Raw genomic sequence first — 24,658 nt, forward strand, 5'->3', positions numbered from 1 at the left:
GTCGACTCCGGCGCGTCGCCGTCCTCGGGCGCCTTCCGCTGTTCGACGTCCGTGTCGACCGACACGTCGCCCTCGGCCTGGTACCAGTCGGCCCCGAGCCGATCGAGCTCGCCCGCGACGGCAGCGCCACCCTTCACGCCCTTCCCGGTCAGCAGCACCGGGACGTGGGCGCTCGCCGCAGCCTTCGCTGCATCGGAGATCGCGTCGGCATCACCGGCCGTCGCCACGATCGCACCGGGAGCACTCGCGAACAGGGCCGTGCTCACCCGCACCGACCGAGCCGCGGCGTCGGAGGCGTCGGCGACCGTGACCGTCCCCGCCGTGGCCTTCGCGAGGGTCGGGCGGCTCGTGTCCGGCCCGCTCGACGTGCACCCGGCGGCTCCGAGCAGCAGTCCGGAGACGGCGATCGCGACGAGGACACGAGGGGTGGAACGAACGCATCGGGCCACCCTACGAGCCACGCGGAGAGGTCCCTGGGAATCCGACGGGTGTCGTCTCGTAGAAGGGAGGCATGCCCCACCACCCCGACGACCACCCGCTCATCGGAGCCGTCCGGTCGCCCGAGGTCCACTGCATGACCCTCAACGTGCGGCGCCGCGTGCCGCGACCGTCCGCGCACCCGGACGCCTGGGAGCGTCGCCGCGATGCCATCACCGCGCTCGTCACGTCCGAAGCGCCCACCGTCCTCGCCGTCCAGGAGGCCCTCCCCACGCAGGCAGACGACCTCACGGCCGGCCTCGGGTCGGGTTGGGAGCCCGTCCTGGTCGGGCGCGGTGCGCGTGGCGGTGGGGAGCAGGTCGGGCTCTTCCTGGATCGCTCGCGTCTCGACGTCGTCGAACAGCGCACCTGGGCGCTGTCCCGCACGCCGAGCCGTCCGGGATCGCGCTCGTGGGCCACGTCCTTCCCCGGCACGCCGTCGGCGCCGTCGTCGACGACCGCGCGACCGGCGTCCGCTTCCTGGCCATCGCGACGCACCTCGACGTCGCCTCGCCGTGGGCCCGACTGCGGTCCGCCGAACTCCTCGGCCGGATCGTGCGGCAGCGCGGCCTGCCCGCCGTCGTGATGGCTGACTGGAACAGTCCGGCAGGGTCCGCACCATGGCGAGCACTGGCGGACGCTGGTGTCGTCGACAGCTGGGGACGGGCCTCCAGGCAGACGGGCGAGCCGTACGGGACGTACCCGCACTACGGGAGCCCGCGTGTCGGTGGCCGGCGGATCGACGGCGTGCTGGTGACGCCGGATGCGACCGTCGACCGGGTGGCCGTGTCGAACCGGCGGCCGGGCGGCGTCTGGCCCTCTGACCACGCGGCCGTGCACGCGGTCGTGCGGTGGGCGTCGTGATCCGGGCGCTCGGGCCGACGTTCCTGCGGCCGGGGTTCCTGGTGGCCGACGTCGTGCGTGCCCTGACGCTCGTGAGCCTGGTCGTCGCGAGCATCGGGTGGGGCGGGACCGCGCTGCCGGTGATGGCACTGTCGTTGCTCGGGGTCGTGGTGCCGCGGATGCTCGGACTGCGGCCCGCCTTCGACCTGGCGGTGTGCGTGCTCGTGCTCCTCGCGGGGTGGTCGAGCGTGCTCGAGTGGTACACGAGCGTGTTCCTGTGGGACAAGTTCATGCACGTCGTGCTCACCGGGCTGCTCGCGGCGGTGCTGTACGTCATCGGTGCCGACCTGCGCGCGGTGCCGGCGCCGGACGGGGAGCGCCGGGTGGTCGTCGCGATCCTCGGGCTGTGTGCGGGGCTCGCGATCGGGGCGGCGTGGGAGATGGGGGAGTGGCTCGGGCACAACTTCGTCGACTCGGCGATCTACGTCGGGTACGACGACACCATCGGTGACCTGGCGGCGGACGGGGCCGGCGGGTTGCTCGTCGGGCTCGGGTTGCCGTGGTTGGCGGCGCGGCGCGAGGTGGTGCGGCCGGCTTGACGGTCTCGCCCGGGGTGATCGTGTCGTTTGGGTTGTTCGGGCGGCTCTGGTTGCTTGCTCGGTCCGACTCGCCGTGGCGCGGAGGGGGTCTGGCGTCCGCTATGCTGGACCGGTCGCTCGCGCTCCGGTCGGACGTGGGCGAGGGTCCTCAGGGATTCTGAGTTCTCCGGAACTCGCGGGCTGTGGCGCAGCTTGGTAGCGCACTTGACTGGGGGTCAAGGGGTCGCAGGTTCAAATCCTGTCAGCCCGACCGAAGCGCGTGAGAGACCACGACGAAGCCCACCGATGATCTCGGTGGGCTTCGTCGTTTCGGTGGCTGGCATGGGTCGTACGCATAGGGCTCCCTCACTGCGACGATGAGCGGACCATCTATGTGCGACACGACTCGGGTCGAGGCTGCGTCCGGTTCGAGTCAGGTACGGGAGACCGCGGGGGGACCGGCTTACGGACGCCGGTGGCGGACTCCTGATCGGCTATCCGGTTCGGCTTGTCGTCATTGACGAGCCGCTGCGGGGTTCTGGTCTTGAGCCTGGCCGGTTGCGAGGATGAACTGTGATCGAGTTGGTGAGACCGCGCGTGGAGTGGTTCGGGGCCTGGAGCGAGGCTCATCGGGAGTGGGGTCGGGATTACACGAGGACGGCTTCGGCATCGGCGCGGACGACGACGTGGACACGCTTGAGGGCTTCCGAGCCTGGATCGCACGGACTCAGCAGGGCTCGGGCGAACTCTGGTGGATCGCCGAAGACGGGGAAGTCCTCGGCGGGATCGCACTCCGCGCAGCCGACGACGAGCGCGTGCACCGCTTCGGACACGTTGGGTACGGGATTCGCCCATCCGCCCGCGGACGAGGTGTCGCGACGTGGGCCCTTGGTGAGGTCCTGCGTCACGCCGAATCGTCGGGCATCAACCCGGTGCTGGCGTTCTGCCTTGATAACAACGCAGGGTCGATTGCGACGCTCGAGCACCACGGCGCGGTGCTCGAAGCGGTTGAACGGCACGGAGACGTCCGGGTACGGCGCTACGCCATCCGCTCCTGAGCGCCCCGTCGCGGTAGCCGATCGGCCATCGAGACGGCCAGGGACCGCTGCGGCGGTCGGATCTCATATGCTCCGTGCATGGGGATGAACAAGGACCAGCAGCTCACGGTCATCGGCGGAGCCCTTGTGGCAGTGTTCGCCGGCGTGGGCGTGATCGTCGCGTGGGCGACGGGGTTCATCACCCTCTAGTCGCTCGCTGAGCGATCGGCTGTAGGCGATCGAGACGACACGGTGGTCTGTGCCTCTGGTCTCCGGGCACGACCTAGGGTGAATGGATGTCTTGGGTCTCTGAGGATTCCGGTTCCCTGGCGGTGACTGAGTCCGACGGGACGCCCGGGCGTCGGACGTTGCTGTCCGTCTTGCCGTTGACGACGGCGTGGGTGGGAGCCGCAGCTGTTGTTGCCGTCCCGATCGCAGGCGTTGTCGTCGGTTCCGTTGTCGAGCGTTCGCCCAGTGGGTTGTCCTTCATCCTGATCATGGTCCCTGTGCTCGTAGGAGCGGCGGCGGCGACATTCGTGTTCGGGCTCGCTGCTGGAGCGTTGGCGGGTCTACCGGATTGGTTCCTGCGTCGACGTCCACTCGGCACGGTCGGCGTCGTCGCGGCCGTTGTAATCCTGACTGTGCTCGTGGCGGGCGCATCGGGCGCCGCGTTTATGGTGGCGCCGTACTTGGTCCCATGGCCGGTACTGACGCAGGTTTGCGTTGTGGCAGCCGCGACAGCGATCGCGACGCTGGTGGTTGTCGCATTGCACCGCCGACGCGAACGTCGACGACACCAGTAGACGAGCGGCCTCGCTGCTGCCCCTGGTGGGCGGAACGGCGTCCGGAGGCGGATCGGCTACCGGATTTCTCCTTCCGCCCCTGAATTGAAAGTCTGCCCTATCCACTTCTGCGGGCGGGGCAAGACCTTGCCCCGGGTGGATCCGCGAGTGCCCGGCGCTCCGCAGTTCATGCGGTGCGTGCTGCCCCGGCGGTCGAGCGTCAGCGGAACCGGTTCACGAGCGCGGCGACGATCGGGACACGTGTCAGCAACACGATGATCGCGTAGCCGATGACTCCACCGAGGGTGTTCCAGATGAAGTCGTTGACGTCAGCGACGTGACCACCGGAGAACAGCTTCTGCGCGGCGAGTTGCAGGAGCTCGATCGTCAGGCTGACGGCCGCGGAGGTGAGCAGCGCCTTCCACCACCGCGGACGCCGCATGAGGAGCTGCAGGAGGACGCCCAGTGGCACGAACACCGCCACGTTGGTGAGCGCGTCCGCGAGCTCGTAGTCGTGGAACGGGATCAGCGCCAGCGCCGGTGCCCACGGCTCGTCGCTCGAGGTCGGGTAAAGGAAGATTGGGAAGACCGTGTTCGCGAGGATCCCCGCGGCGTAGACGGCGATCGCGGCGGCGACGGCAACACGCGGCCACGTGAAGCGCCGTCCCCTGAGCAGGAGCGCCAGCTGGACGACGAACACGACGACACCGAAGGGAACGGCAACCGGCAGGACGGGGACTTCGCCGAACGGGTTGGAAGACATCCGGAGAAGCCTAGTGACGCTGAGCTGCTGCGGAGGACCAACGAGCGTCGACCGCCGCAGGTGCTCGCGTTCCGCGATCCGTCAGGACGCACGCGACCGCACGGCGGACGTGTGATCGGGGCTCTGCAGCGCAACCCCTGACGGACGGGAGGCCCGGTGCCAGCTGGCACCGTCCCTCCCGGCACGGCCGTCACCCCGCTGGCGCGGTGCGCCGGTACCGGCGGGTGGGGCCCACCTCCCGGCACGGCCGTCACCCCGCTGGCGCGGTGCGCCGGTACCGGCGGGTGGGGCCCACCTCCTCCTTTCGCTTCTGGTTCCGTCAAGTACTGCACTCGATGAGTTGTTCATGTTGCAGGTGGAATCGACGTCCGCATCTCTGTGCGACGCGCTCACTGTGGGTGACGATCACGAACGTGGTTCCTGCTTGCTGCAGCTGGTCGAAGAGGGCGAGCACGTCGTCTTCGGTCGTCTCGTCCAGTGCGCCGGTGGGCTCATCGGCGAGAACGACGGCTGGGCGCTTCGCGATGGCTCGGGCGATCGCGACGCGCTGCGCTTCTCCTCCTGAGAGTCGTCGTGGGCGCCTGCCGGCGAGGTGACTGATGCCGACCGCCTCCAGGGCGTCACGCGCTCGGCCCGCCGAGTCCGCACGAGCAGGGACTCCGAGCCGGACGTTGTCGAGCACGCTGCGGTCGCCGAGCAGGCTGTGGTCCTGGGTGACGATGCCGATGTGTCGGAGCCGGTAGGCCGCCATCCTGGACGCGGTGCGCTCAAGGATGTGCCCATCATGGACGTAGGTCCCCTCGAAGTCGGTGTCGAGGCCGGCGAGGACCCGGAGCAGCGTGCTCTTGCCCGATCCGCTGCGTCCCGTGATGGCTACGGAGCGATCGTCTTCGCGAAGGTCGAAGTGCAGTCGGTCGAACAGCGTTCTGGTCGATCCGTCGGGCTCGGTGACCGTCTTCGAGACGTCGCGCAGTGTGATCATCGTTGGGCACCTCTTCTGCGTCCGGTGGTCAGTTCGATGCGGACGGCTCGTCGGCCGAGTGCCCCGTCCGCCACGCGCCAGAGCAGGAGGGCGGTACCGGCGCCGAATCGAGCCGTCGCACTGTCGTTGGGGAGCACCGCGCTCGGCGCGAGGAACAGCCCGAACGCGGCGATGTACTCGGTGAGGCGGCTTGGGCGGAACAGTCGGCTCGTGTGGTCCGGGCTCTTCCCGAGGAGATGGTGCACGTGCGCGACCGGCGCTCGACGGTTGTGCAGGAGCCGGTGGAGGAACGCCGTGATGATGCCCACGCCCGCGGTGAGGACGACGAGCAGCGCGGTGACGAGCACCAGGTTGTCCTGGATGAGCTGGCGGACGAGGGAGAGCTGCACGAGGTAGGTCGGTACTCCGAGCAACGTGTACGACCGGAGGCCGGTGTCGTCTCCGATCGCGTCGAGTCGCGCGACGACGTCCCCGAAATCGAGGCTGTGATCGACGGCGAGATCGGCGTTGAGCACCTGGAACACCAGGCGTCCGAACAGCTCGGGATCCAGCCGGTCGAGTGCTGCTCGGTCGAGTCCGGCGAGTGTTGGCGGGTAGGGCACGATGACGGTGTCATCGAGGTAGTGGTTGGCTTCACCGCGGAAGTACATGGCGCTGTTCGGTTCGAGGAAGCCGACGACTTCGAGCTCTTGCTCCTGCAGGATGACCGCCCCGGTGAGTCGCTCTCCGAGCTCGTACACGCCGCGGTACTCGTTGCCGAGCAGCACCGGGATCCGGCCGGATCCCCAGTCGACGGCGCTCCACTCGATCGGCTTGCCGTCCTGCACGGAGAGGCCCGCGAACTCGTACGCGGTCTCGTTGAGTTGGATGGACTTGATGTCCTGGAAGTTCCGTCCGGACTCGTCCTGGTACTTCCCGTTGAGCGTGTACTCGGTGCCGTAGCCGACGTCGAAGCGGTCGTCGCCGCGGAAGTCCTGGACGGTGACGGGCTGGTCGTACGAGGAGATGAACCTGAATTCGGGCTCGTCATCGATGCGGTCGACGAATGCGGCGACGCCGTCGAGTGCGCGCTCGTCTCGCCGGATCGCTTCGAATGCCTCCGGCGCAAGATCGTCGATCACCGTGTAGAGGTCGGCATCGGCATCAGCGGACAGGCCCTGGTCCACGGCCTGCGACGTTGACTGGGTGAACGATGCCACGTTGTACCAGCAGAGTGCGAGCAGCACGATCAGGACGATCTTGGCGACGATGATCGTCCAGTTGGACCGGAGGTCGTTCAGCAGTTCCATCGTCGGCTTCCGTGCCAGAAGGAAACGACCGTGACGGCGAGCGTGATCGTCCCGACCGCCACGACTGCGGCGGTGACGTCGAGGTCGAGGTTGGTGGTGGCCGTGCAGCCGCCGTACCGACCAGTGCGCTTGTGCAGGCGGCCGTGCTGATCACACCGACCCTGGCGGTAGCGCTGCGAAGGGTGGTCAGTGGTCGAACCCCGTGGTGAAGCGGACGGCGGCCGTGCGGAGTTCCCATCGTCCGGCTTGCAGACCAGCGATCAGGGCGATGAGCGTGACGACGAGCGCGCCGAGCGCCACCAGAACCGGCGACACGGCGTCGACGTTCGTCCTGCGGTTCGCGCCGTCGTCGATGATCTCGGCGCTTCGGCCAGGGAACTGTGCGTTGTAGTGGCGGACGCTGCTCGGGCCGTCCAGGAGGAGCCGTTGTGGTGACGCTGAGAACTGCGACGGATCGGCGAGGACCACGTCATCGGACAGCAGACTGTCCGCCCGGACGCCGGGCGTCCCACCACGGTGTACGTCGTGCCGTCGACGACGATGTCGCCGCCGCGGACGGTGACGTCAGAGCCGACGAGGGCTTCGCCGGGACGCCCCGACAATGAGTGCCCGTCGTGCAGCGGAACGTCTGTCCACCGTCCCGACAGGATCGCAACGGCGCGGACGTCATCCTCGAGATCCACGAGCACCTTCGTTCCCGGTTCGAACGTGCCCCGGGCGCTCCTGAGTTCGTCGAGCGTCGCGGTCACCCAGGCGCTCTGGCCGGTGCGGAGATCGTTCCCTCCACGGCGATGACACGTCGACGAGCATCGAACACGCCGATCAGCACGGTCAGGAGCATGGCCAGCAAGACCAGGCCAGCGGTCATCGTGAGCTGTCGCTTCGTCACGTCGTCTCCTCACGCCGCAGCGGGCGCGAGCTGCTGGCTCGCCCCCGCTGCGATGTGTCACTTGCCGTAGTAGGTCTTCGCGGTACCGACACCGCTGCCGGGCTGGTTCGGCCGGAACGGCTTCCACACGGTCACTGCTCGCCCCACCGACAGCTACTGCGGCGAAGCCTGCAGCAATCCGACGAGCCTGCTGACCGATCTTGCTCATTGACTGCTCCTCCTTGACGGTGAAGTTCAACCGGTCAGTGGTTAACATGTCAAAGATGGAACGCTTTGTCGAGCAATGTGGTTTCAGTCGTGACCGTGCCCCGGATACGCGATCGGGGATCTGCAGCGAGACACGGACGGACGGGAGGCCCGATGCCAGCTGGCACCGGGCCTCCCGTCCGCCCCGGCATGCCGGACGACGCCGCCGTCACCGGACGGCCGAGGACTCAGCACGACAGCGCAACGAAGCCGCGGTACTCAGCGTGACGCTGCCTCCGGCACCGCCCCACCCCAGCCGTTGAACCCTCCGAACACGACCTTCACCGGGACGGCCTGCGCCCGGTCGGCCACGTACCGGTACACCCCCGGACGGCCAAGCCACAGCACACGCGCCGGCGTCGCGGTCGTCGCCACCGTCCTGAGCTCCACCACGTACTGCCCGGAGGAGATCTGGAACTGCGCCGTCTGCTCGCTGTCGAGCAGCGTCGAGAACCGGGTCGAGAACGACGCACCGGTCGTCGTGTCCGTCACCGTGACGCTCGCGCCACTGAGCGGCGCCGAGGGGCGCGGGACGACGTGGCCGCGAAGACGACCAGGTCGTAGTCACTGTGCGCGTAGTGCCTCGACAACGTCACCTGCGAAGCAGGGAGGGTCCCACGCTGCTGGTACACCCGGGTCTTCCAGACGGCGGGCGACGCCGTTCCGCTGGCGTACGCCTCGATGCGGTACTTCCCGGTGCTCAACCCGACGAACCGGTACTGGCCTGCGCTGTCCGAGGTCGTCCGGAACACCTGCGAGGTGTCCTCGTTCCAGGCGTACATCAGGCGCCCAGTGGCGGGCCCCGTGGGGCCGACCACACCGCCCTGCACGGTGGCGCCGATCACGAGCGGCACGGTGACCGCGACCGTCGAACCGCCGCGGACGGCGATGTCCGAGCGGAGTCCGGGTGCGTAGGTCGCCGTTCCGTGCGGCGGGAGCTGCCGCGTCGTCACCGTGACGGTGTCCGGTGCGGGGAGCCGGTGAACGTCGCGGTGCCGTCACCGTCGGTGGTGGCGTTCCCGACGACGACGTCGGTGCCGATCGCCGCGAGCTCGACGTCCGCCAGCCGGATCGCGGTGCCGTCCGGCGCTGCGAGCTGCACGGTGATCGTTCCCGACCCGGCCGCGGTCGCTGGCGGCGCCAGGCCGACCATCGCGGCTACGGCAAGCGTCACGACCAGTGTCGTCCCCGTGATCAGTCGCATCGCGTTCCCCGTCCACCAGCCGTACCGTGCAGGGGACTGTACGCGTCGGGCGGGCGGTGGGGGAAGGACTGTCCTGTGCGCGAACCGCAGCGTCGAGTGCGCTACTGTCGATCGCAGAGGGAAAAATCCCGCGCTGCTCCGGCAGGCGGGACCGCACACGCGTCTCACGGGAGTCGTCACTTCTTCATCGAAGGAGTGTGCCCGTGTCCGACACCATCATCCGTCCTCCGTTCGACCCCGAACTCGCGATCTTCCTGACCGCGCTCGAGGCTCGCGGTCCGTTCACCCTCACCGCGGAGATGCTGCCCCGCATGCGGCAGCTCGACGTGCCCGAGGACGTCGTCGACGAACGCCTGCGGTCCCGCGGGTACCAGCGGCGGACCGTCACCGTACCGGGACACCTCGGCGATCCCATCGACCTCGCGATCATCGACCGCATCGAGCGCACCGGTGCGACCGCGGCCGTCTACTCGCTCCACGGCGGGGGCATGATGTTCGGCCACCACCTCGGGAACCTCGACTCGTTCGACGACTGGCTGCTCGACCACGACGTGGTCCTCGTCAGCGTCGACTACCGCCTCGCGCCCGAGTACCCCGATCCGTACCCGGTGGAGGACTGCTACGCCGGTCTCGTCTGGCTCGCAGAGCACGCCGACGAGCTCGGCATCGACCCGGCACGGATCGTCATCGCGGGGCAGAGCGCCGGCGGCGGACTCGCCGTGGGGACGGCCCTGCTCGCCCGTGACCGGCAGGGTCCCGACCTGATGGCGCAGATCCTCGTGTCACCCATGCTCGACGACCGTGACGACACCGTCTCGACCCGGCAGATCGACGGCGTCGGGGTCGCCGACCGCCAGATGAACCGCTTCGCGTGGGATGCGTACCTCGGACCACGCCGCGCCACCCCTGACGTCTCGGAGTACGCCGCTCCGGCTCGTGCTGCAGAGCTGTCGGCGCTGCCGCGCACCTACATCGACTGCGGCAGTGCTGAGGTCTTCCGCGACGAGGACGTCGCCTTCGCGAGCCGCCTCTGGGCAGCGGGGGTCGACGCGGAGCTCCACGTCTGGCCCGGAGCCTTCCACGGGTTCACGAGCATGGTGCCCGACGCCGCCATCTCGAGGACCGCGACCGCGGCCCTGGCGGACTGGACCCGACGACTGCTCGGCGATCCTTCGCCGATCAGTCGCGCACCCGGGCGCCAGGACGGACCCGTGACAGGTGTGTCTCAGTAGACGTCCCCACGAGCGACGGGAGGCCCGGTACCAGCTGGCACCGGGCCTCCCGTCAGGGCGGGTGTCACGGCGCGACCAGCGGACCATGGCGCCCGCCTCACTCGGGGCTGCGCAGGTCCTTCACGTCGCCGTCCGAGCACTTCGAGACCCCGGTGATGCTGTACCGCTGCGGGTACGCGTTGAAGCCGATCGAGGTGACGGGCCCGTCCGCGCCCCGGATGCCCGTGAGCGGGTCCGAACCGCCGCTCTCGAACCGCTCCGTCGTGATCCCCTTCGTCTTCCAGAGCTCCTCGACCGTCCGGATGTCGGCGGCGGGGTCAGTGCCGTCGGTGTCGCTCCGCTCCAGGATGTACACGAAACGGGCACCATCGCCGCCGCCCGACCAGGTGCAGACCTCGGCGGCCGGGCCGCGGTACACGGTCCAGTCACCGCCGACGGCGTCGGCGGATTCCTCGACGATGCTGACGATCGACTGCTTCGCTTCGGACGGATCCGCTGCGTTGCTCCCGGGACCGTTGCTGCAACCGGCAGCGCTCAGTGCCGCCGTCAGGATGACGGCGACGCGGACGCCGACGCCGACGCTGGTGCCACGGATTCGTTGGTTCACGTTCACAGTGTTCGCTGCGGGTACAAGGGAGTGACTAGTCGTTCCCATCACTCCTCCATGGTGCGCTCGATGCTCTCGATCAGGCCGAGTGGTGCAAGTCGCTGCGGTTGGGTGGGCGAATGTGAGGATGGGCGTCACCTTCGCGTGACAAACGAGAAGACCCCCAGCTCGAGAAGCCAGGACCTTCTGCTGAACGTCCTACTTGGTGGTTGGCATCACTTGTCGTAGTCGCAGGACGCACTCGCGTACTCGCCGCTCGACGTGTTGCTCGACACCTGTTCGCCGTCCACAGACACCGTGCACGTGACAGTGGTTCCCGTCTGGCCGTTTGTCACTGTGGCCGAACCGAAGGTGCTTCCTTCACGATGAACTCCTTCGAGAACGGGAGTTTGGGGTTCGCGATCTCCTCCGAGCCGCCGTCGGTTGTGTAGCTGAGGTTCGCGTCCGTCGAATCGCCCTCGATCTTGATCGTGACCGTGTGCTCCTTGTCGAACGACTCAGCGGACGCCGAAGAGAACGCCTCGCCCACCCCGTCGAGCATCGACGAATACAGGGCCTGCGTCGAGAGGCCGACCACGACGGACAGGATTCCGAGCACCAGTCCCGTGATCGCGAGCCCGCGGCGACGGTACTTGACGATCATCCCGACGATGGCGAACACGAGGGCGATTACTCCGAGAACGATCGAGACGTTGTTGACGATCGGAATGGCGCATCCGACGATCGCGACGATCCCGACGATGAGAGCGACGAGCCCGAAGGGGTTCCCGCGACGGTGCTGGTCGGGGACGTGCCCGGGCGGCGGCTGATAGGGGTTTGGCTGTCCGTTCTGGGGGTACTGGTACTGATCCGGCGTGTTGGTCATTCCGACAAATTGTCAGAACCAGCGAAGCCTGTGAATCCCCTAAGTAGGGGGTTTCTCGCGATCCAGCAGCAGTTCGTCCTTCAGGCACAGACGACACGGTGAGTGCACATACGCGGATGGGTAAGGCCGCTGCGAGCGCCGTCGAGTACAGCCGGCCATGCGGAGATGGCGAGCTGCCCCTGTTCACCAACCGGACTCCTACGCATGGCAGGGTGGTCCGGGGCACCGTCGCCTGCAGCCCAGCCAGCCGCGAGCGGAGCACGATGCCACCACCCGACCTGATGGTCGTCACGGACCTCGACGGGACGTTCCTCGACCACCACGACTACTCGTTCGACGCTGCCCTGCCGATGCTCGAGCGGCTGCGCGCGGACGGCGTGCCGGTGGTCTTCTGCAGCAGCAAGACCCGGGCCGAGATCACCGCCCTGCAGCGGCGGACCGGTCTGGACGGGCAGGCGTTCGTCGCGGAGAACGGCGCGATCGTCGTGGGACGAGACGGCAACGTGCTCGCGGGACCGCCAGACGGCGAAGTCGCGCGTCTCCGCGCAGCCCTCGACCGCACCCGTGCGGACCTGGACCTGCACTTCGCGACCTTCGGCGGTGTGACCGACGAGGTCGTCGCCGCCTGGACCGGCCTCGACCTCGATGCAGCCGGTGATGCCCGGCGGCGCGAAGCCTCCGAGGTCCTGCTCTGGCACGCCGAGGACGACGACCGGGCGGACGCGTTCCGCACGGCGCTCGCCGCAGCCGGCCTCGAGCTCGTCCGCGGTGGCCGCTTCTGGCACGTGCTGCCGGCCGGGCGTGACAAGGGCACCGCGGTCCGCCTGCTCGTCGCTGACCACGAGCGCCGCACCGGCACCGCTCCGCGCACGATCGGGCTCGGCGACGGGCCGAACGACACCGCGCTGCTCGACGCCGTCGACCTGGCAGTCGTCGTCCGCGGCCACGGCCCGGCACCCGGTCCGCTCGCCGACGACCGACCCGAGCGCGTCCACCGCGCAACCGCCCCCGGCCCGCAGGGCTGGGCCGAGGGCGTCTCCCGATTCACCACCCCGTCCGTCAGGAGCCACCGATGAGCGACTTCCACCAGAACGGCGTCATCACGACGTTCCACGACCTCGGCCGCCGCAGCACCGCGAGCATCGAGGACGACCTGCGCGGGTACGCCGAGAAGCGCCCGATGAGCCTGATCCTGCCGGCGCTGTACTCGGAGCTCGAACGCCCGGCGCTCTCACGGATCGTCGACGAGCTCGCCGAGGCCGACTGGCTCAGCGAGATCGTCATCGGGCTGGACCGCGCCGACCGTTCGCAGTTCGAGCACGCGCGGGAGTTCTTCGCCCGGCTGCCGCAGCGGCACCGCATCCTGTGGAACGACGGGCCGCGCCTGCGGGAACTCGACGCCGAGCTCGAGCGCGAGGGGCTGGCTCCCGGCGAGCCGGGCAAGGGCCGGAACGTCTGGTACTGCACGGGCTACGCGCTCGCGTCGGAGCGAGCGGAGTGCATCGCGCTGCACGACTGCGACATCACCACCTACGAGCGGGGCATGCTCGCGCGGCTGTTCTACCCGGTCGCGAACCCGGCGTTCGACTACGAGTTCTCGAAGGGCTTCTACGCCCGCGTCGCCGACGGCCGGATCAACGGCCGCGTCGGACGCCTGCTCGTCGGCCCGCTGCTGCGGTCGCTCCGCCAGGTCTACGGGGAGTCCGAGTACCTGGAGTATCTCAGCAGCTTCCGGTACCCGCTGTCCGGCGAGTTCGCGATGCGCGCGCACGTGCTGAACGGGCTGAAGATCCCGGGGGACTGGGGCCTCGAGATCGGCATGCTGTCCGAGGTGTACCGCGACTACGCGACCCGGCAGGTGTGCCAGGTGGAGATCGCCGACGCGTACGACCACAAGCACCAGCCCCTCGCCGAGGCCGACGGCACCGGCGGACTCGCCCGCATGGGGAACGACATCGTGCAGTCGCTGCTGCGGAAGCTCGCGACGATGGGCGTCCCGCTCACCTCCGACTCGTTCCGGGTGCTCAAGGCGACGTACTACTGGAACGCCCTCGACATCGTCGAGGTCTACCGGCACGAAGCGGAGATGAGCGGGCTCGGCTTCGACCAGCACGCCGAAGAAGCCGCGGTCGAGCTGTTCACGAAGGCGATCCTCGACGCCGGGGGCGCCTTCAGCGCGCGCCCGGACGACAAGCCGTTCATCCCGAGCTGGAGCCGGGTGCGCTCGGCGGTGCCGGACGTGCTCGAGCGGTTGCAGGATGCGGTGGAGGCGGACCAGCAGGACTGATCACGCGCCCTGGGCGCGACCACAGGGCGGACGGGAGGCACAGCGCGAGCTGGCCACGTGCCTCCCGTCCGGCGGTCTGGCGCCGTTCTCCAGGCCGCCGGTCGCGGCGCCCAGCCGAGTTGCGGACCCAGGTGCTCCGCGATGTCCGTGGTGATCTGCGCGTAGTCGTCCGGCTCGAACGAGAACGGCAGCGCGAAGGCGACCTCGGTGACCGCCTGGTAGCCGGCGTCGGCGCGCAGCCGGTCCGCGATCTCCGCCGAGGTCCCCACGAGGTCGGCGGCGAAGAGCATCCTCGCGGGGCCCATCGGCACGCCCACGCGGCCCGACCGGCTCTCGACGTAGGCGCGGTAGCGGGCCTCCTGCTCGCGGCTCGCCGTGTCGGTCGGGATGACGACCAGGCCCTGGGAGACCCGAGCGGTGCTGGGATCGGGGTGGACGTCGAGGTAGGCCTCGATCTGCGCGCGCTGGTTGGTGGCGAAGTCCGTGCCGACCTCGCTGCGCGTGACGCTCGAGGTGAGCAGGTGGAAGCCGTTCTCGCCGGCCCAGACCGCCGACTTCGTGCTGCCGGTGCCGTACCAGATGCGGTCGGCGAGGCCGGTACTGTGGGGTTGGACGGTGCTCGCGAACTCCTCGATCCCTCGGCGTTCGACGGCGCCGGTCCCGGCGCCGGTCACCGCGTCTCCGCGCACGAGGGCACGGAAGCGCAGGAGCCGGTCGTTGCCGAGGTCCTCGTGCTCGGCGGTGTCGGGGTAGATCGCGTCCTTGTAGAGGTCGAAGTTCATCGGGGTGCCGACCGAGAAGCCGGGGTTCAGCCGCCCGCCCAGCAGCACGTCGACGGTGCCGAGGTCCTCGGCGAGCCGGAAGGGGTTCTCGGCGCCGATCGGCGTGACGGCGGTGCCGAGCTCGATCCGCGAGGTCCGCTGCGACGCGGCGGCCATCACCGAGACGGGGAGGAGATGCCGTGCTGCAGGTGCCGGTGGCGCAGCCACGCGCTGTCGAAGCCGAGCGCTTCCGCGCGCTCGATGACCCGGAGCGTGTCCTCGTGGCCCTCGGACGGTCGGGCGGGGTCGAACGACCCGATCGTCAGGAAGCCGAGCCGTTCCAGGGGAGTTCCGTCGAGGGGCATGGGTCGATCGTGCCAGACCACCGGGTGGCGCGGGGGTGCGGCTGGCAGGCTGGGGCCCGTGCACATCACTCTGGACTCCGCGACCCACGTCGTCACCGACATCCGCTTCCCCGAGGGCAACCGTTGGCACGACGGGCGGCTCTGGTACTCGGACATGCACACCGGCGAGGTCTTCTCGATGGACCCGACCTCGACCGCGGCTCCGCGTCTCGAGACCACGGTCAAGGGCCAGTCGTCGGGGCTCGGGTGGCTCGCCGACGGGCGACTGATCGTCAGCTCGATGGAGTCCCGCACGGTCGTCGCCGTCGACGATCGTGGCCAGACGTCGGTGTTCGCCGACCTGTCCGGCGAGGAGTCGTCGCTCCTGAACGACCTCGTCGTCGACGAGACGACCGGCCGGACCTACATCGGGGCCTTCGGCTACGACCTGTACGGCGGTGAGGAGCTCGGCCCCGGCCCGCTCTGGGTGATCGAGCCGGACGGCTCGTTCCGCCTCGCCGCCGAGGGCCTGGTGTTCCCGAACAGCGCGAACGTCCTGCCCGGCACGCGCACCCTCGTGGTGAGCGAGACGTGGGGCGGCCGGCTCACCGCGTTCGACATCGAGCCCGACGGGTCGCTGACCGGCCGACGCGAGTGGGCAGCGCTGCCCGGTGGCGTCACGCCGGACGGCAGCACGGTCGACCGCGACGGCGCCGTCTGGGTCTGCTCCGTCGACACGGGGGAGTTCCTCCGGGTCCTCGAGGGCGGCGAGGTCACGGACCGGATCGATGCCCCGGGGCTGTGCGCGATCGACTGCGCGCTCGGGGGCGAGGACGGCCGCACGCTCTACCTGGCGACGGCGGACAGCTACGACCCGGCGACGACGGCGCAGACGCGTGCGGGGCGGATCAGCGCGGTGCGGGTGGCCGTGCCGGGTTGGTGAGCGCGCTCGAGGTTCCAATATTCGGGCATCTCACGCGCCGCGGAGCCTGCCCGTGGAACCTCGACAACGTGCACGCGGCATGTCATGGAACCTCGGGGAGGTGCCCCGGGCGTGGCTGGCGCGAGCGTGCGGCGCGGCCTGTCCCGGCATCTGACGGCGGTAGTGGGCGTGCGTAGAGTGCAATGGTGAGCATCAGACAACTCGACGCCATCGGGTGGGCGCAGCTCCTCGGCACCCCCGCCTTCTTCGTGGGGCTGTGGCTCATGCTGGTCGGCCTCCACTTCCCGGAGATGTCCCACACGGTCGTCCTCGTCGTCGTGGCCGTCCTCGCCGCAGGTGGCTTCGCGCTCATCCTGGGCAGCTGGTCGCGCTTCGGCGGCTACGGCTCGTACCGAGCGATGAACCGGTGGCTGCGCGGTGGGGCCGACCCGACCGGTGTCCCGGTAGCTATCCGGATGCGCTTCCTGCGCCGCCAGACCTCGCAGGGCGCGGTCACCGGGTGGGTCTGGATCAGCCTGGGCATCCTGTGGGCCGCGCTCGCCGTGCCGGACTTTCTGCAGGGAGACCCCGCGGGCATCGGGCGCGGGGTCATCGCCGTGCTGTGGGCTGTCATCGGTATCGTCCGCGTGGTCTTCATGCGCAAGTGGGGAGCCCGCGTCGACGAGCTGGTGCGCGAGACCGAAGCGCAGATGGCCGATCCCGGCGCGACACCGCACCTCGACCTATTCCGATGAGCATGCCCCCCGAGCCCGCACTCGTCCCCGAACTCCTCGTCGCCGACCTGGACCGGAGCCTCGCGTTCTGGCGCGACCTGTGCGGCTTCGAGGTCCGCTACTCGCGGCCCGAGGAGCGCTTCGCGTACATCGCCCTCGGCACTGCCCACCTCATGCTCGAACAGGCCGGCGTCGGTCGGAACTGGATCACCGGCCCGCTCGATCGCCCGCTCGGCCGAGGCGTGAACTTCCAGATCACCGTGCCCGACAGCCGCGCGCTGGCCGCTACCCTGATCCGTGCCGGCACCGAACTTTTCATGCAGCCCGAGACGAAGTGGTACGCCGTCGGGAGCGAGCAGGCCGGCGTGGACCAGTTCCTCGTGCAGGACCCGGACGGGTACCTGGTGCGGTTCCAGTCCTCGGCGGGACGACGCCCAGCGGCCGGCTGAACTCGTACAATCGGCCGTGCCTTCCATCCAGATCGAGAGCCCTCGCAGCGACGACGTCCTCAGCCTGCTCCGCCAGGGAGATGCCTTCGCCCTCGCCCTGTACCCGGCCGAGAACTACTACGGCCTCGACGTCGACGCCCTGGAAGCCGACGGGGTCTCGCTGTTCGTCGCTCGCGAGGGTGACGTGGCCGTCGGCACCGCGGCACTGGTTGATCGGCGCGACGGATCCGGCGAGGTCAAGCGGATGTTCGTCACCGACCACGCTCGAGGACTCGGGGTCGGCCGAGCCCTGCTCCAGGCGCTCGAAGCGCATGCGCTGGCCGAGGGCATCTCGACGATGCAACTGGAGACGGGCTTGCCGCAGGTCGCGGCGATCGCCCTGTACGAGAAGCTCGGGTACCGCCAGGTCCCGCGGTTCGGGCCGTACACCGACGACCCGACGAGCTACTGCATGGAGAAGCGCCTCTGAGCCGGTCGTCATCCGTCCGTCGGGCGCGGCGCGCTCTCCGTGGCCGGCCCGTCGTCCAGGCTCGCGTCGACCGCCGGGTCGGGTGACACCGTCTGCGTCCGGATCGGGAAGTCGTCGAGAGCGGTGGCGGCCGGGTGCGCCACGGACCCGCCGCGCACGCGCTTCTTCACGGCTGCCCACGGCCGACCGAACGCGGACCGCGGCGCGCGCTCTGACGGCCCCTCGACCTCGAGCCCGTAGTACGCGCCGACGTGTTCGAGCAGGACCTCGCGTTCGGCCTTGTCGTACGCCCGCCGCTCGCGGGTGAAGGCGATGATCGTCGACCAACAGGTGAGCAGCAGCACGACGCTGAAGGGCAACGCCGTCGTGATCGCCGCGGTCTTCAGGGCGTCCAGTCCGCCGCTCAGCAGCAGTGCGACGGCGAGCAGGGCGGAGACGAAGGCGAAGAACACCCGCAGCCAGTTCTTCGGCTCGATGTCACCGCCGGACGCGATCATCGCCATGACCAGGGCGCCGGAGTCCGACGAGGTCACGAAGAACACGCCGATGAGCAGGATCGCGCCGAACACCAGGACGGTACCGGCGGGCAGGTCGCCGAGCAGCGTGAAGAGCGACCCCTCGACGTCGACCGAGCCGTCGGCGCCGACCAGGCCGCCGGAGCCGTCGGTCTCGCGGTGGATCGCCGCACCGCCGAGGACCGCGAACCACAGGAACGTGAGCACGGTCGGCACGAGCAGCACGCCGAAGACGAACTGGCGGACCGTGCGGCCCTTCGAGATGCGCGCGATGAACACGCCGACGAACGGCGCCCACGACATCCACCAGCCCCAGTAGAAGGTGGTCCACGCGCCCTGCCAGGCCTCGCCCTCGGCGCCCTGCTGCGCGGTGACGTTGAAGGACAGACCGACGACGTTCTGCAGGTAGGAGCCGATCGACTGCACGAAGTCGCGCAGCAGGAACTGGGTCGGACCGACGATGAGCACGAACAGCAGCAGCGCGGCGGCGAGCAGCAGGTTGAAGTTCGACAGGATCTTCATGCCCTTCGCCACCCCGGTGACGAGCGAGACGATGGTGACGGCGGTGATCGCGGCGATGATGACGATCTGGCTGACGATGCCGCTGTCGGCGATCCCCGCGTTCTCGAGGCCGGCACCGATCTGGATCACCCCGAGGCCGAGCGAGGTCGCGACGCCGAAGACGGTGCCGACCAGGGCGAGGACGTCGATGAGGTTGCCCCAGCCGCCCCGCACACGGTTGCCGAGCAGCGGCTCGAGGGCCCAGCGGATCGAGACCGGACGCCCTCGGCGGTGGATGGCGTACGCGAGCGCGAGGCCGAGCACCACGTAGATCGCCCAGGCGTGGAGTCCCCAGTGCAGGAAGGTCTGGGTGAGGGCCTGCTGCGCGAGCTCGCTCTCGGTGCCGGTGACGCCGGGGCGCGGTGCGGCGAAGTGGCTGAGGGGCTCGGAGACACCGTAGAAGACGAGGCCGATGCCCATGCCGGCGGCGAAGAGCAGCGAGAACCACGAGCCCGTCGTGAACTCCGGTTCGTCCTGGTCCTTGCCCAGCTTGATGTCGCCGAACTTGCTGAAGCCGACGAACACCGAGAAGCCGACGAAGAACGCCGCGATGAGCACGTAGTACCAGCTGAAGTTCCGGACGATGCCGTCCTGCAGGCCGACGAACATCGCCTCGGCGCTCGACGGCGACACCAGCGTGAACGCCACGAACCCGAGCACGAGGACGGCGGCGGGCCAGAACACCCACCGCCGAACCTTCGACGTCGTCTCGACGGGGCCGGGCGGGGGAGCGGAGGTGGTGCTGGGCATGCATTCCATGGTGCCTGGCGGCGGCTCTGTGCGTTCGCTCAGGCGTGTCGGGAGCGGTACGCTCAGTGCTCTGGAACGTTCCAGAACGCGTTCCGGACCACCTCGAAGGAGAGAACATGGCCCACCCCGACGGTGCCCGCTACCGCGACCTCGACCCGACCGCCCTGCGCGATGCGCTCGCGGCCGAGGAGCAGCGCCTGACGTTCCCGTCCTTCGACCTCGACGACTCGTGGCGCCTCGGCTCCTGGGTCCGGCAGGCGGCGATCGACCGCGGCCACGCCATCGGGTTCGCCGTCGTGTTCGGCGAGCAGCGTGTCTTCCACGCCGCGACCGAGGGCGCCGCCGCGTTGAACGACGCCTGGCTCGAGCGGAAGTTCCGCGTCGTGCGGCACTTCGGGCAGTCGTCGCTGCGCGTCCGCGCGACCTACCTGGCCGCCGGCGGGAGCTTCGAGCGGGACGGCGCCCTCGACACGAACGAGTACGCGGCGGCCGGCGGTGCGTTCCCGCTCCTGCTCCAGGGCCGCCTGATCGGTGCGGTCGGGGTCAGTGGCCTCGAGATGCACGACGACCACGCGCTCGTGGTCGAGGGGCTCGAAGCGATCCGGGTCGACGCCTCGTGACCGCCGACGTCCGCATCGCGATCATCGGTGCCGGCAAGATGGCAGCCGTGCACGCCGCCAACGTGGCCCGCACCGACGGCGCCGTCCTGTCCGCGGTCGCCGGTGGGTCCGGAGCACCGGCGCTCGCCGCTCGTCACGGAGCGGCCGCGCTCGAGGTCGACGCCGCGTTCGCCGACCCGGCGATCGACGCCGTCGTCATCGCGTCGCCGAACCCGCTGCACGCCGCGCACATCACGCAGGCGGTCGCCGGTAACAAGGCCGTCCTGGTCGAGAAGCCCGTCGACCTCGACATCGCCCGGGTCGACGCCTGCATCGCGGCGGTCGGTGCCGCCGCCGACCGGGTCGTCGTGGCCTTCAACCGTCGGTTCGACCCGTCGTTCGCGGCCCTGCACGACCGGTTGGCGGCCGGTGAGATCGGCCCCCTCGAGCAGCTCGTCATCGTCAGCCGCGACCCTGCACCACCGCCCATCGCCTACGTCCCGGTGTCGGGCGGACTGTTCCGCGACATGACCATCCACGACCTCGACATGGCCCGGTGGCTCGGCGGCGAGGTCACCTCGGTGCACGCCGTCGGCCAGGTGAGCGACCCCGAGGTCGCCGCACTCGACGACGTCTCCGGTGCGATGGTCACCCTGACCACGGCTGGCGGGGCACTCGTCACGATCGTCGACGCGCGGAGCAACGCCTCCGGGTACGACCAGCGGCTCGAGGCGTCCGGGCCGGCGGGCACGCTCGCGGTCGGCAACCGGACCGCGACCTCGGTCAGCGCGTCGACCGCCGCCGGCGTCGGTGCGGGCGACCTCGCCATCAGCCACTACGGCGACCGGTACCGCGAGGCCTACGCGGCCGAGGTCGCCCACCTCGTCGCGGTGACGCGCGGCGACGAGCGCCCGCGCGCGACGCTCGAGGACGGCCGGCGAGCCCTCCTGCTCGCCGACGCCGCGACGGAGTCGCACCGCTCAGGGACTCGGATCGCGACCTGACGTCGCACTTCGTGAACAGGAATGGTCGGGTCGGACGCACGGACCCGACCATTTCTGCTCACGAAGCGGGAGCGCGGTCCTGGTCTCGGAGGCGTGGCGGACGGGAGGCGCGGGGCGGGAGCGACCCGCGCCTCCCGTCCGCTTGTGGGCGCGCACACCCCGTCAGGTGCGATTACAACGTTGACTTCCGTTTTACAGCGCTGTAAACAGGACCTGCGCGACGACGCGCACGAGGAGTTGCCCGATGGTGGGAAGCAGGACCGGAACGATCAGCGCGGCCGTGAGTCGGCGGGGGTTCCTCGCCGGAGCAGCCGGCGGGATCGCGCTCGGCACGATGGCGCTCGCGGGGTGCGCAGCACCGCGCGCGGCGGCAGGGTGCGACGACGCTGCGGTTCTACGAGCAGAAGCAGGAGGTCATCGCCTACTTCGATGCGCTCCTGCGGCGCTTCGAGAGGGGCACTCCGGGCTGTCCGTGGTGCACGACAGCACGACGGCCATCGCGCCACAGTTCGTCCGCGGCGAGCCAGCCGACGTCGGCTGCTTCAACGACAACCTCGAACTCGCGCGCTACATCTCCCGCGGCGTGCTGAGCGACCTCGGAGACCTGCCGTCGGCGGCACGGGTCCGACCGGACATCGCCACCCTGACGAACCAGTACGCGACGTTCGAGGACCGCACGAGCGTGCTGCCGTACTCGCTCGCCGCCGCCGGGGTCATCTACAACAAGCGGATCTTCGCCGACCACGACCTGCCCGTGCCGACGACGTGGGACGAGTTCGTCGAGGTGTGCCGGACGCTCCAGAAGGCCGACGTCACCCCGATCTACGCGACGGACCGCGACACCTGGACGCTGTGGCAGGGGCTGTTCGACTACTCGGTGGGCAGCCTGGTCGACACCGGGTCGTTCTTCACGAAGATGAAGGCACTCGGCACCGACGTCGGCCCGGACTCCTCGGTGTCGTTCGAGAAGGACTTCGCGGTGCCGATGGAGCGTGCGAAGACCATCTCGACGTTCTTCAACCCCGACCACGCCACGCGTGCCTACGCCGACGGCAACCTGGCGTTCGGCAAGGGCGAGGCCGCGATGTACCTGCAGGGGCCGTGGGCGCTCGGACAGATCGCGCTGGTCGACAAGGACCTCGAGGTCGGCACGTTCGCACTGCCGGTCTCGAACGACCCCGGCGACCGACAGGCGCGGGTGAACATCGACCTCGGCCTGTGGATCCCGACCGCGTCGCGGCACCCGGACGAAGCGAAGGAGCTCGTCGAGTTCCTCATGCAGCCCGAGGTCATCGACGCCTACAACCGCGACAACCTGGCCTACTCGCCGACGAAGGACGCGCCGCCGCAGCAGGACGAGCGACTCGCCGGCCTGCAGCAGTACGTCGACGACGCCGCGTTCTACCAGGGCGCCGGCACCTTCATCCCCACCTCGATCCCGCTCGGCAACTACCTGCAGTCGGCGATCCGGAGCGGGGACTTCACCTCGATGCTGCAGCGGCTCGACTCGGACTGGCGGCGTCTCGCCGGCCGTTCGGCGACGGTCTGAGCCGGACCAGGACTCCAGGAGCCACCATGACCATGCAGACCCCGCTCTCCCGCGACACCGACCCGGCGACGTCCGGGCCGGCCACCGCGGCCGCCCGCACGCACCGCGCTGCCGGTTCGCGTCGCCCGGGCTCCCTCCGCCGGACGGAGGGCATGTACTACCTGTTCCTCGTGCCCGCCCTCATCGCGTTCACCGCCTTCGTCGTCGCACCCGCCTGCGTCGGCATCTTCTACAGCTTCACCGACTACCTCGGCTTCGGGCAGTGGAACTTCCTCGGGCTCGAGAACTACCGGGCGCTCGTGTCCGACCCGGCGATCCTCGCGTCGTACGGCTTCACCCTCGGGTTCGCCGTCGTCACCGTGATCGTCACGCAGGTCATCGCGCTGACACTGGCGATCGCGCTGGCGAAGAAGATCCGGTTCGCCGCGGGCCTCCGGTCGATCTTCGTGATCCCGATGGTGATCTCCGGGATCATCGTCGCCTACGTGTTCAACTTCCTGTTCTCGAACACCGTGCCGGCGCTGGCCACGAGCGTCGGGTTCGGACCGCTGGAGCAGAGCATCCTCGGCGACCCGAACCTGGCCTGGGTCGCGATCGTGATCGTGTCCGCCTGGCAGACCGTGCCCGGTGCCCTCCTCATCTACACCGCCGGGCTCACCTCGATCCCCGAGGAGCTGTACGAAGCGAGCTCGCTGGACGGCGCGACCGGCTGGAAGCAGCTGCGCGCGATCACGCTCCCGCTGCTCGGCGGCTTCATCGTCATCAACACCGTGCTCGGCGTGAAGGGCTACCTCGGCGCCTACGACGTCATCGTCGGCCTGACGAACGGCGGCCCGGGCAGCGCGACGAGCAGTGTCGCGATGACCATCTTCGGCGGCTTCACCGGCGGCGACTACGCCTACCAGATGGCGAACGCGACCGTGTTCTTCATCATCACCGTCCTCATCTCCGTGCTGCAGCTCGCGGCGACCCGCGGAAGGAACCTGCGACTCGCATGACCGCCATCGACACCCGCCCACCCACCGACACCCGCGCGGTGACCACCGGCGACGCGCGACGACCGGGCCGAGGGCACCGGCGACGCCTCGGCGGCACGAACTGGACCCTGACCGTCGTGCTCGGACTCGCGGCGCTGACGGTCCTCATCCCGCTGTACGTCACCGTCGCCATGGCGTTCAAGACGAGCGAACAGTCCGTCGACGGCAACGCCCTGTCGCTGCCGTTCCCGTTCAACCCCGGCTCGTTCGCGTCGGCCTGGGAGCTCACGCGCTTCCCCGTCTCGTTCTCGGTGTCGCTCGGCGTCGCAGCGCTCACCGTCGTCGCGACCCTGCTGCTCAGCTCGTTCGCCTCGTACGCGATCGTCCGGAACTGGCACAAGCGGTTCTTCCGGTGGTCGTTCGTCTACCTGCTGGCGGCGATGTTCCTGCCGTTCCCGGTCGTCGCACTGCCGCAGATCAAGCTGACCGCGCAGATGGGCCTCGACAACCCGGTCGGCGTCGGCATCCTGCACGCCATGTTCCAACTGTCGTTCAGCGTGCTGCTCTACTCGGCGTACCTGCGGTCGATCCCGGTCGAGCTCGAGGAGAGCGCCCGCATCGACGGCGCCTCGACGTGGCAGATCTTCTGGCGGATCATCCTGCCGCTGCTCGGACCGATGAACGCCACCGTCGGGATCTTCGCGTTCCTGGCGTCGTGGAACGACTTCATGATGCCGTCGCTCATCACCGCCGACCCGACCCTGCAGACCCTGCCCGTGGTGCAGAACATCTTCCAGAGCCAGTTCGGCACGAACTACAACGTCGCCTTCGCCTCGTACCTGATGGCCATGGCGCCGACGATCATCGTCTACCTGTTCGCGCAGCGCTGGGTCATCAGCGGCGTGACACAGGGCGCGGTCAAGAGCTGAGGGGTACGACGTGA

26 protein-coding genes, 1 tRNA gene and 2 pseudogenes are annotated in these 24,658 nt (G+C 69.5%); 17 read left to right on the forward strand and 12 right to left on the reverse strand.

Translation table 11 applies throughout. From position 1 onward, the window contains the following. Positions 1-574 precede the first annotated feature (574 nt). The 5 genes and pseudogenes from ACZZ0J_RS19420 (at position 575) to ACZZ0J_RS19440 (ending at position 3,738) form a co-directional block, all read left to right on the forward strand. Positions 575-1,341 (forward strand): annotated as a pseudogene (locus tag ACZZ0J_RS19420) (endonuclease/exonuclease/phosphatase family protein). Then, positions 1,338-1,919, forward strand: a complete 582-nt coding sequence (locus tag ACZZ0J_RS19425) for a hypothetical protein (protein ID WP_463438042.1) — start codon at positions 1,338-1,340, stop codon at positions 1,917-1,919. Before ACZZ0J_RS19420 ends, ACZZ0J_RS19425 begins: the two are co-directional and overlap by 4 nt. A 176-nt stretch (positions 1,920-2,095) precedes the next feature. After that, positions 2,096-2,169: transfer RNA gene (locus ACZZ0J_RS19430), tRNA-Pro, on the forward strand. 415 nt (positions 2,170-2,584) lie between these two features. Next, positions 2,585-2,956, forward strand: coding sequence for a GNAT family N-acetyltransferase (locus ACZZ0J_RS19435; protein ID WP_463438043.1), 372 nt, complete (start codon positions 2,585-2,587; stop codon positions 2,954-2,956). A 275-nt stretch (positions 2,957-3,231) separates the two neighbouring features. After that, on the forward strand, positions 3,232-3,738 hold the full coding sequence (locus tag ACZZ0J_RS19440; RefSeq protein ID WP_463438044.1) for a hypothetical protein: 507 nt from the start codon (positions 3,232-3,234) through the stop codon (positions 3,736-3,738). Between the two features lie 199 nt (positions 3,739-3,937). Here ACZZ0J_RS19440 and ACZZ0J_RS19445 read toward each other — a convergent pair whose 3' ends face one another. The 8 genes from ACZZ0J_RS19445 to ACZZ0J_RS19480 form a co-directional block, all read right to left on the reverse strand. Beyond that, the gene (locus ACZZ0J_RS19445; protein WP_131881810.1) at positions 3,938-4,480 is read right to left on the reverse strand and encodes a VanZ family protein; all 543 of its coding nucleotides are present in this window, start codon (positions 4,478-4,480) and stop codon (positions 3,938-3,940) included. A 319-nt stretch (positions 4,481-4,799) separates the two neighbouring features. Continuing rightward, positions 4,800-5,462 (reverse strand): ABC transporter ATP-binding protein, encoded by a 663-nt coding sequence (locus ACZZ0J_RS19450; protein WP_132100923.1) that lies wholly within the window; start codon positions 5,460-5,462, stop codon positions 4,800-4,802. Further along, positions 5,459-6,751 (reverse strand): hypothetical protein, encoded by a 1,293-nt coding sequence (locus tag ACZZ0J_RS19455; protein ID WP_463438045.1) that lies wholly within the window; start codon positions 6,749-6,751, stop codon positions 5,459-5,461. The genes ACZZ0J_RS19450 and ACZZ0J_RS19455 overlap by 4 nt, the downstream gene beginning before the upstream one ends. A 186-nt stretch (positions 6,752-6,937) precedes the next feature. Continuing rightward, entirely contained in the window at positions 6,938-7,219 is a 282-nt protein-coding gene (locus tag ACZZ0J_RS19460; RefSeq protein WP_463438046.1) for a hypothetical protein, read from the reverse strand. A gap of 277 nt (positions 7,220-7,496) precedes the next feature. Continuing rightward, on the reverse strand, positions 7,497-7,640 hold the full coding sequence (locus tag ACZZ0J_RS19465) for a hypothetical protein (RefSeq protein ID WP_463438047.1): 144 nt from the start codon (positions 7,638-7,640) through the stop codon (positions 7,497-7,499). 465 nt (positions 7,641-8,105) lie between these two features. After that, the gene (locus ACZZ0J_RS19470) at positions 8,106-8,378 is read right to left on the reverse strand and encodes a hypothetical protein (RefSeq protein WP_463438048.1); all 273 of its coding nucleotides are present in this window, start codon (positions 8,376-8,378) and stop codon (positions 8,106-8,108) included. After that, the gene (locus ACZZ0J_RS19475) at positions 8,375-8,839 is read right to left on the reverse strand and encodes a carboxypeptidase-like regulatory domain-containing protein (RefSeq protein WP_463438049.1); all 465 of its coding nucleotides are present in this window, start codon (positions 8,837-8,839) and stop codon (positions 8,375-8,377) included. Before ACZZ0J_RS19475 ends, ACZZ0J_RS19470 begins: the two co-directional genes overlap by 4 nt. Continuing rightward, on the reverse strand, positions 8,836-9,060 hold the full coding sequence (locus ACZZ0J_RS19480; protein ID WP_463438050.1) for a hypothetical protein: 225 nt from the start codon (positions 9,058-9,060) through the stop codon (positions 8,836-8,838). Before ACZZ0J_RS19480 ends, ACZZ0J_RS19475 begins: the two co-directional genes overlap by 4 nt. A 233-nt stretch (positions 9,061-9,293) precedes the next feature. On the opposite strand from ACZZ0J_RS19480, the gene ACZZ0J_RS19485 reads away from it, so the two are divergent. Next, positions 9,294-10,322, forward strand: coding sequence for an alpha/beta hydrolase (locus ACZZ0J_RS19485; protein ID WP_463438051.1), 1,029 nt, complete (start codon positions 9,294-9,296; stop codon positions 10,320-10,322). Between the two features lie 97 nt (positions 10,323-10,419). Here ACZZ0J_RS19485 and ACZZ0J_RS19490 read toward each other — a convergent pair whose 3' ends face one another. Beyond that, positions 10,420-10,929, reverse strand: a complete 510-nt coding sequence (locus ACZZ0J_RS19490) for a hypothetical protein (protein ID WP_463438052.1) — start codon at positions 10,927-10,929, stop codon at positions 10,420-10,422. Between the two features lie 331 nt (positions 10,930-11,260). After that, positions 11,261-11,794: a DUF308 domain-containing protein gene (locus tag ACZZ0J_RS19495; protein ID WP_463438053.1), complete on the reverse strand. Its 534-nt coding sequence runs from the start codon at positions 11,792-11,794 to the stop codon at positions 11,261-11,263. A 263-nt stretch (positions 11,795-12,057) separates the two neighbouring features. Here ACZZ0J_RS19495 and ACZZ0J_RS19500 point away from each other — a divergent pair, with 263 nt between their 5' ends. After that, complete coding sequence (locus tag ACZZ0J_RS19500; RefSeq protein ID WP_463438054.1) at positions 12,058-12,870, forward strand: HAD-IIB family hydrolase; 813 nt, start codon at positions 12,058-12,060, stop codon at positions 12,868-12,870. Further along, the gene (locus tag ACZZ0J_RS19505) at positions 12,867-14,081 is read left to right on the forward strand and encodes a hypothetical protein (RefSeq protein ID WP_463438055.1); all 1,215 of its coding nucleotides are present in this window, start codon (positions 12,867-12,869) and stop codon (positions 14,079-14,081) included. Before ACZZ0J_RS19500 ends, ACZZ0J_RS19505 begins: the two co-directional genes overlap by 4 nt. A 104-nt stretch (positions 14,082-14,185) precedes the next feature. Here ACZZ0J_RS19505 and ACZZ0J_RS19510 read toward each other — a convergent pair. Beyond that, positions 14,186-15,207: pseudogene (locus ACZZ0J_RS19510) on the reverse strand (LLM class flavin-dependent oxidoreductase); the annotation flags it as partial. Between the two features lie 58 nt (positions 15,208-15,265). Here ACZZ0J_RS19510 and ACZZ0J_RS19515 point away from each other — a divergent pair. From ACZZ0J_RS19515 to ACZZ0J_RS19530, 4 genes are all read left to right on the forward strand, one after another. After that, complete coding sequence (locus ACZZ0J_RS19515) at positions 15,266-16,129, forward strand: SMP-30/gluconolactonase/LRE family protein (RefSeq protein WP_463438056.1); 864 nt, start codon at positions 15,266-15,268, stop codon at positions 16,127-16,129. Positions 16,130-16,314: 185 nt separating this feature from the next. Beyond that, positions 16,315-16,863 (forward strand): hypothetical protein, encoded by a 549-nt coding sequence (locus tag ACZZ0J_RS19520; RefSeq protein ID WP_463438057.1) that lies wholly within the window; start codon positions 16,315-16,317, stop codon positions 16,861-16,863. Further along, positions 16,860-17,291 (forward strand): bleomycin resistance protein, encoded by a 432-nt coding sequence (locus tag ACZZ0J_RS19525; protein WP_463438058.1) that lies wholly within the window; start codon positions 16,860-16,862, stop codon positions 17,289-17,291. Before ACZZ0J_RS19520 ends, ACZZ0J_RS19525 begins: the two co-directional genes overlap by 4 nt. A gap of 16 nt (positions 17,292-17,307) precedes the next feature. Beyond that, the gene (locus tag ACZZ0J_RS19530) at positions 17,308-17,760 is read left to right on the forward strand and encodes a GNAT family N-acetyltransferase (protein ID WP_463438059.1); all 453 of its coding nucleotides are present in this window, start codon (positions 17,308-17,310) and stop codon (positions 17,758-17,760) included. Positions 17,761-17,768: 8 nt separating this feature from the next. Here ACZZ0J_RS19530 and ACZZ0J_RS19535 read toward each other — a convergent pair whose 3' ends face one another. Then, on the reverse strand, positions 17,769-19,595 hold the full coding sequence (locus tag ACZZ0J_RS19535) for a BCCT family transporter (RefSeq protein ID WP_463438060.1): 1,827 nt from the start codon (positions 19,593-19,595) through the stop codon (positions 17,769-17,771). A 107-nt stretch (positions 19,596-19,702) separates the two neighbouring features. Here ACZZ0J_RS19535 and ACZZ0J_RS19540 point away from each other — a divergent pair, with 107 nt between their 5' ends. The 5 genes from ACZZ0J_RS19540 to ACZZ0J_RS19560 all read left to right on the forward strand — a co-directional run bounded on the left by ACZZ0J_RS19540 (position 19,703) and on the right by ACZZ0J_RS19560 (position 24,644). Beyond that, positions 19,703-20,206 (forward strand): heme-degrading domain-containing protein, encoded by a 504-nt coding sequence (locus ACZZ0J_RS19540; protein ID WP_463438061.1) that lies wholly within the window; start codon positions 19,703-19,705, stop codon positions 20,204-20,206. Continuing rightward, the gene (locus ACZZ0J_RS19545; protein ID WP_463438062.1) at positions 20,203-21,189 is read left to right on the forward strand and encodes a Gfo/Idh/MocA family protein; all 987 of its coding nucleotides are present in this window, start codon (positions 20,203-20,205) and stop codon (positions 21,187-21,189) included. The genes ACZZ0J_RS19540 and ACZZ0J_RS19545 overlap by 4 nt, the downstream gene beginning before the upstream one ends. Before the next feature lie 475 nt (positions 21,190-21,664). Continuing rightward, complete coding sequence (locus ACZZ0J_RS19550; RefSeq protein ID WP_463438063.1) at positions 21,665-22,738, forward strand: ABC transporter substrate-binding protein; 1,074 nt, start codon at positions 21,665-21,667, stop codon at positions 22,736-22,738. Between the two features lie 26 nt (positions 22,739-22,764). After that, positions 22,765-23,736, forward strand: coding sequence for a carbohydrate ABC transporter permease (locus tag ACZZ0J_RS19555; RefSeq protein ID WP_123673536.1), 972 nt, complete (start codon positions 22,765-22,767; stop codon positions 23,734-23,736). Next, positions 23,733-24,644: a carbohydrate ABC transporter permease gene (locus ACZZ0J_RS19560; RefSeq protein WP_214546561.1), complete on the forward strand. Its 912-nt coding sequence runs from the start codon at positions 23,733-23,735 to the stop codon at positions 24,642-24,644. Before ACZZ0J_RS19555 ends, ACZZ0J_RS19560 begins: the two co-directional genes overlap by 4 nt. The last annotated feature ends 14 nt before the right edge of the window (positions 24,645-24,658 follow it).

The sequence above is a fragment of the Curtobacterium sp. AC272 genome (assembly GCF_979258155.1).